This is a genomic window from Azospirillum mesophilum, assembly GCF_053470405.2.
Genome location: NZ_JBPXMQ020000089.1, coordinates 1 through 7,133 on the forward strand (window position 1 = coordinate 1; position 7,133 = coordinate 7,133).

Here is a 7,133-nt window from a genome sequence, read left to right on the forward strand (position 1 = left end):
GTCATCGCTCCGACTCTCCGGCTCGGTCCCTGCCGATAGCCTTGTGAATCAACTGACGACTCGCGTCACCCGAAATTCATCCACCTTCTCTGAATCGCCCTGAGGACTCCGTGAGAGCTTCGGGAGCGATGCTCTTCAGCAGATAGCCGTCCACACCGGCGCGGAGGGCGTCCCACAGCCGGCGGCCGGACAGGTTGCTGTCCAGAATCACCAAGCGGCATTGCGAGGCCTGCTCGCGCAGGCGGCGCAGCGCTTCGATGTCGCCGGCACCGACATTGGTCAGATCAATCAGCACGAGGTGAGGGGCAATGTCCAAGGCGTTGACCGCGGAAGCCCCCTCAGCCACGCGGCTCGTCTCGCCTACGATTGAAAAGGCCGTGCCTTCAAACAACCGCTTCAGGCAATCGCGAAACAACCGGTTCGCGTCGATAAGAAAGACCGTCACGGTCTCGTTCGCCATCGGATTTCCCCTAAAGTGGCTGGTCATCACAAGGACGACACCCTCGAAATCCGTTTCGCTATAAACGGAACGGCTCATTGCTCAGCCTGGACCCTTTCGGGCCAATCCTATCGCTGAAGACGTTACCGGAGAGTCGCGCGCCGGAAAACTTTCCGTTCGTGTGAGAATGGAGGTCAATGCTCATAGCCGAAAAGGAAGGAGAGATTATGATTAGACTCAAGGATTCACCGAGTGCGCGGTGGCGCGTAAGCGGTGAAAACAAGATTGTGACAAAGCAAAGGTAAACTTGTGCCGCCAAGCAGATATTTGCGCGGCAAGCTTACGAATGCTTGTCGCATGCCGAATGGCGCAGGTTTCCCCGTGGAGTGGCAATGGCGGGTGGGCTGGGTGGCTCACCGCCGCTTCGCTTCACACAGGCCGGCACGGTTCCAACCGGCCGGCTGGGTGGCGGCATCCTTTCAAGCGCACGCCCTTTTTCGAACCTCTCCGAGGGGAAAACAGCCGTTCCGCAAAGGGGCATGGAATATTTGCCCCTGCTCTCGTCTTTATGTCGTTGGGGCGTGCCCGGGCAACACCGTGCCGCGTGGCCACTGAACCACGGCTTGTACGCACGATGCGCCGGCGCTCTCATCACGCTTTCCGAGGGACAGCAGGAGGGTGGCGCTTGGCCATGACGCGAGTTTCTTGCCCCGGTGGTCTGCGGCGTCGCGACATGCTCATCCTGGGGTTGGCGGTGACCGGAGTCGCCCTTCTGCCCGTTCGCGCAAGCTTTGCCCTCGACCAGCAAGGGGATGCGCCGGGCGAGCCGTTCGACTTCGATGCCTTGTGCCGCCGTGCCAAGGACTTGGCCGAGCGACGCCACGAGGATGACCGGGCGTCGCTGCCGGACGGGCTGAGGAACATCGGATACGATCAGTACCGGGACCTTCGCTTCGTTTCCGATCAGGCCTTGTGGCGCGGATCCCGGCGGTTCGCGGTCGAGTTCTTTCATCTGGGTTTCCTCTACGACCGTCCGGTCCGCGTGAACACCGTTTCGAACGGCGTGGCGCACCCCGTGCCCTATCGGCGGGACATGTTCACCTTCGGTGCCAACAAGGTCGAAGCGCAGTTGCCGGCGGACTTCGGCTTCGCCGGCTTCCGGCTGCATTATCCGCTGCACCGGCCGGGGGAGATGGACGAGGTGATCGCCTTTCTGGGGGCAAGTTACTTCCGCATGCTCGGCCGCGGTCAGGTGTACGGCCTGTCGGCGCGCGGTCTCGCCATCGACACCGCCCAACCGCGCGGCGAGGAGTTTCCGCGTTTCCGCGAGTTCTGGATCGAAGAACCGGCCCCAGACGCCGACGCGATCACCGTGTATGCGCTCCTCGCCAGCCAAAGCTGCACCGGCGCCTACCGCTTCACGATCCGCCCTGGCACCGAGACGGTCGCCGAGGTCCAGTGCACCCTGTATCCCCGCACCGACATTGAGAAGCTGGGGTTGGCGCCCCTGACCAGCATGTTCTTCTATGGCGAGGGCCGCAGCCGCCGGGTGGACGATTTCCGCCCCGAGGTCCACGACAGCGACGGGGTGCAGGTTGCCACCGGCACCGGCGAGTGGCTGTGGCGCCCGCTGGTCAACCCGCGCGCCCTGCGGGTCAGTTCCTTTGCGGCGGAGAACCCGCGCGGCTTTGGCCTGTGTCAGCGCGACCGTCGGTTTGAGAGTTACCAGGACTTGGAGAGCCTCTTCCACAAGCGCCCCAGCCTGTGGGTCGAACCCATCGGTGGGTGGGGGAAAGGCAGGGTGGAGTTGGTCGAGATCCCTTCGGACGCGGAGATCAACGACAACATCGTCGCCTATTGGGTGCCGGAGCTGCCGGTTCGCAAGGGGGTGCCGCTCAGCGTCGCCTATCGGCTGACGTCCTTCCTGGCGTTGGACTGGCTGCCGCCCTTGGGGCGGGTCGTGGCGACGCGGGTGGGGTCTTCGCGCACGCCCGGCAACGCCGGGGCACCGCGCGACGCTCGTCATTTCGTGCTCGATTTTGAAGGCGGGGACCTCGCCCACCTCGACGCGGAGGAAGCTGTGGTCGTGGACGCCTCGGCCTCCTCCGGCAAGCTCCTGCCGCCGGTCGTGCTCAAGAACACGGAAACCGGCGGCTGGCGGGTGTTCTTCGACGTCGTACCCGACGGTGGCAAGGCCTGCGACCTGCGCTGTGCGTTGCGCCTTCGTGGCACGGTGCTGACCGAGACCTGGACCTACCTGTGGACTCCGGACTGAGGATGCGTGCCATGATCTCCCTTGCGCAAACGGCGCGGTTTCGGCGGACGCTGTACGTGGCGGTGGTGCTGGGATCGACGCTCGCGGCGAGCGGGCTGATGCTGGAGGTGCTGCGCGCCAACGGCCTCACCGTCCTGGAGATGGCGATGATCGGGCTGTTCACGATCAGCTTCGCCTGGATCGCCACGTCTTTCTGGACGGCGACGGCGGGCTTCCTGGTCCGCCTTGTCGGGCGCGACCCGGCCGGGCTGACCGTCAGCGACGACCTGCCGCTCGTCACGCGCACCGCCATCGTCATGCCTATCTACAACGAAGATCCCGAGCGCGTGTGCGCCGGCCTTGCCGCCACGTGGCGCTCCCTGGTCCTCACCGGTGAAGCTGGGGCGTTCGACGCCTTCGTGCTGTCCGACACCACGGACCCGGTCAGGGCCTCCGCCGAGCGCGCCGCCGTCAAACGGCTGCTGGCGATGATGGGCGGCGGACGCATCTTTTACCGACGGCGGGAGCGCAATCTCGGCCGCAAGGCCGGCAACCTCGCCGACTTCGTGACGCGCTGGGGAGGCGCGTACGACCACATGCTGGTGCTGGACGCCGACAGCATCATGGCCGGCACCACCATGGTCCGGCTTGCCCGGCTTATGCAGGCGCACCCCCGTTCCGGCATCATCCAAACGTTGCCGTTGCCGGCCAACGCCGAGACGCTGTTTGGGAGGCTGCTGCAGTTCGCGAGCCGCCTCAACGGTCCGGTGTTGGCGAGCGGACTCGCGTGGTGGCAGTTGGGCGAGGGCAACTACTGGGGGCACAACGCGATCATCCGCACCGCTGCCTTCGCCGCCCACTGCGGGCTGCCGCGACTGCCAGGGCACGAACCGCTGGGTGGAGAAATTCTCAGTCATGACTTCGTCGAGGCGGCGCTGATCCGGCGGGCCGGTTGGCAGGTCTGGATCGTGCCAGACCTGGAGGGCAGCTGGGAGGAACTCCCGCCGGACGCCATCGCCTACGCCATCCGCGACCGCCGCTGGTGCCAGGGCAACCTTCAACACCTTGGCCTGCTCGGCGTGCGCGGGCTGCACCCGATGTCGCGGCTGCATTTGGCGCTGGGGGTGATGGGCTATGTGGCGTCGCCGCTGTGGCTGGCGATGCTGCTGCTCGCCAGCATCGACGTTCTGAGCCTGGCCGTGTTCGGGCACTCCTACTTCCTGCCGGGCCACAACCTGTTCCCGAACTGGCCGGTGTCAAAGCCCGACGAAGTGGCCTCGCTGCTCACGATCACGGCGCTCGTCCTGCTCCTGCCGCGCTTGTACAGCCTTGTGTTGGCGCTGTGCGACGGGAGCGCGCGGCGCGGCTTCGGCGGAGCGCGGCGGCTGCTCGCCAGTGCGCTGATCGAACTCGCGCACTCCGCGCTGCTGGCTCCGGCGATGATGCTGTTCCACACGCAGTTCGTCGTGGTCACTCTGCTCGGCCAAAAGGTCGGCTGGAACGCTCAGTCACGCTCCGGCCGGGGGCTTTCTGTGCGGGAGGCCGCCGAACGCCATGGCGCGCACACATTGATCGGCATCGGCTGGGGCGGCATCGTGCTGGCCTTGGCACCGGACTTCGAGTGGTGGCTGTTGCCCGTGCTGGCCGGGCTGGCCGTGTCCATCGGGTTGTCCATGCTGACCAGCAGCGTCGATCTTGGCGCGTGGTTCCGCAAACGAGGACTGCTGCTGACCCCGGAGGAGGTGGCGCCACCATTCGAACTGAAGCTGGAGGAAGGAGTGCCGGAGTTCGTGGCGTCGGCGCGCCCGACGGAGGAGACACGATTGCTTCCGGAGGTCTCTCCCATCGCCATGCCGGTTCAGGAGCTGGAACGGTGGCCGTGGCGGGTCCTGCCGTGGCCAGTGGCAGCCCGTCTGGCGCACAATCCTTGCGCCGGGGCGTCGCGCGGTTCGATAAGGCGGCCGATTGCGGGAAAATGCACAGTATCTAGGGTTGCGCAATGGGCAACCATTGGGAGTGGCGGCCGAACTCAGCGCATCTAATCCAAAAACGGATTGACGGTCCCGTATAAGAGTTGCGGCGCCCTGGGGAGGCAGGGCGCCGCTTGACGATCTAATTCAGAGTAGGAGTGGGAAACCACACACAGGGTCTTACGGGTACCCTATAAGCACAATCATGGCATGGCTGCGCGTCTTTGCGTAGGCACGCATTTGATATATGTCATTAGGTTTAAGAATACGCTTTTGAAAGGCTTGGAAGTTTTGCGCAAACCTATCCTGTGCAGAAAAAAGCAAGTTTAGGCTTGCTTTTCCAATCAAATATTCGAGATCTATCTCAGTGCTTTCGTGCGACGTTCAAAAAAATCAGTTTTTGGTCACGTTTTACTTTATGAATTGATAATTCATCTGCTCTAATCAAAAAAGACGATTTGTGCTTTTGAAGGAGAGCGCCCGCGCAATCTTCAGAGATAAGCCCGCGCCGAGTTGAGCCGGCCGAGGTGCACGACATCGAGGTCATCTTCAAGCTCTAATGCACCGGCTGGAACAAGCGCTGGGACCGTGGATGGCCCCGCCTCAAGCCCCTACGGCGGTGGGGTGATCCGTTCCGCCCTGCAGGGGCAGCACCTCCAGCCGGTGGTCTCCTGTTGGGCAAACGACTGGCCAACCGAAGCCAGTGGTTGCGGCAGGATCGGGTAAGGCGTCTGCGTCAATTGAGCGAACTGACGGCCCGACAATCCGAAGTTACTTCCTGTTTAATCTTTTGCTGGTGCTCTTCCACGAGCTTCTATTTAGAATTGCTTTTCTGTCTCGGTTTTCAGGCCAAATGGGCTCATTTCCAATTCCCTGAGCCCGCCTCGGATCCTTATCAATCGTTTACGTCGATCTGGAGGCCCGGCCTGTCGCACACTGTCACGGTTTGATGGTGCCCTGTTGACGCTGGCTTCCTGCCCACATTGGCGCCGCCGAGTTGTGCCTGACCGTCGTGGCTCACTGCATATCGCGTCAGAAGGTGTGGCGCCGGCCCGCTCCGGGTTACGGAGGTCTGAACACTGGCGGACCGCACCGGCTGAGCAGGCCGCCGCGAGCAGAGGAGCCCTGAATCGTTCCGTCGGCCAAAGGGGAGAGGCGCCGGAGGCGGCTCAGAGGCTTTCGTCAGACTTCTCACGCAATCACCCGCCTATTTATGCGCCTCGGGAAATCCCTGGTCGGGAGCTTCAGGATAAGTGATCAAAGCGCTACGGGGAGCCCAACTTGTCCAGGTCTTAATGGGCCGATTTTCGGCCAAGCCAGACAACATAGGCTCAAAATCCTCCGTTGAGCGTAAGTGGATTGTACCAAGGAGCAATCCGATCTCATGCCTTGGAGCCAAACTATGCGTATGGAGCAGTTCGCCCTAGACCGACGGTAGACATATGGAATTTTCTTTTCGGGAATGCGTTTGAAAGCGCGAGGCGTTTAGGAGACAAGCCTCGCTTTCGAATCCGCAGATTTGTGGAAGAAAAGCAACACGAACACCAATTCAGGAGGGAGTAATGTCTCGTAAAACTCTAAATAAACCTGTCGAACTGACGGACGATCAGCTCGATTTTGTTTCGGCTGGTGCCAACCAGTCTGGGCTCGTCAATGTGGCCGTTGAGCGGTCATTGAACGACGTCAACATCGGCGTTGCGGCCCAAGCCCTGACCGCGAACTCACAGCAAATCTTCCGCCAGACCTAGATAGGAATATATGCGCGACCCATTCCCTGGCGGGTTCTGCTGAACAAGAGCAGACATCGAAACGCGCATGAGAAAAAGCCAGATGAGAAAAGCCATCGCGGAGACGTAAGCAACGCCACAACCCTCCTTGTTGGGGCAAGCCTTGTGGACTCCTCGGTGCAATATCAAACAAGGAAACCGCCATGTCTTGCGAAATGCTGAAAGCGCCTGTGGAACTGAAGGATGACCAGATCGACTTCGTCGCGGCTGGCGCCAATCAGTCCGGCCTCGTCAACGTCGCCGTTGAACGTTCCCTGAATGATGTCAACATCGGTGTTGCGGCCCAAGCCCTGACCGCGAACTCACAGCAAATCTTCCGCCAGACCTAAGCCGGATCACGCAACGGATTCAGGCTGGCCTGAACACGGGCCCCTTCCTGGCGACGTCTGTCAGGAAGGGGTTCGTCATGCGGGACGTGGGGGCGAAGGCAAACCGTTACGGAGTCCTCGGGTGGTGCAACAGCCCTCGCTGTTTCGGCAGGAAGCGGTCACATTCCAACAGCACCAGCGGCAGTGGGGCGAGGTTGTCCTGCTTCAGCCCATGCCGGTCACGATGACAGCGTGGTTCATCACCATCGCCGTCCTAGGGCGTGTCGTCAGTTAGGGGATTCCCAGCGGGCGGAATGCGTGATTCATAGAGCGTCGGCTGACGGGAGGGCCGACCGATGCGACGCTATGCTTTGC

The 7,133-nt window shown here is 62.2% G+C and carries 5 protein-coding genes; 4 read left to right on the forward strand and 1 reads right to left on the reverse strand.

Annotation, left to right across the window (positions count from 1 at the left end; all coding sequences use genetic code 11):
* Positions 1–76: 76 nt before the first annotated feature.
* Positions 77–460 carry a response regulator gene (locus ACSVC7_RS32380; protein WP_448208700.1) on the reverse strand — a complete coding sequence of 128 codons (384 nt, stop codon included), beginning with the start codon at positions 458–460 and terminating at the stop codon, positions 77–79.
* Between the two features lie 712 nt (positions 461–1,172).
* Between ACSVC7_RS32380 and ACSVC7_RS32385 the strand changes: the two genes are divergently transcribed.
* From ACSVC7_RS32385 to ACSVC7_RS32400, 4 genes are all read left to right on the forward strand, one after another.
* Positions 1,173–2,714 (forward strand): OpgD/OpgG family glucan biosynthesis protein, encoded by a 1,542-nt coding sequence (locus tag ACSVC7_RS32385; RefSeq protein WP_483509146.1) that lies wholly within the window; start codon positions 1,173–1,175, stop codon positions 2,712–2,714.
* Positions 2,715–2,725: 11 nt separating this feature from the next.
* Positions 2,726–4,735: a glucans biosynthesis glucosyltransferase MdoH gene (gene mdoH / locus ACSVC7_RS32390; protein ID WP_483509148.1), complete on the forward strand. Its 2,010-nt coding sequence runs from the start codon at positions 2,726–2,728 to the stop codon at positions 4,733–4,735.
* Between the two features lie 1,490 nt (positions 4,736–6,225).
* On the forward strand, positions 6,226–6,411 hold the full coding sequence (locus ACSVC7_RS32395) for a hypothetical protein (protein WP_448208697.1): 186 nt from the start codon (positions 6,226–6,228) through the stop codon (positions 6,409–6,411).
* Between the two features lie 182 nt (positions 6,412–6,593).
* Positions 6,594–6,779, forward strand: a complete 186-nt coding sequence (locus ACSVC7_RS32400) for a hypothetical protein (protein ID WP_448208696.1) — start codon at positions 6,594–6,596, stop codon at positions 6,777–6,779.
* The last annotated feature ends 354 nt before the right edge of the window (positions 6,780–7,133 follow it).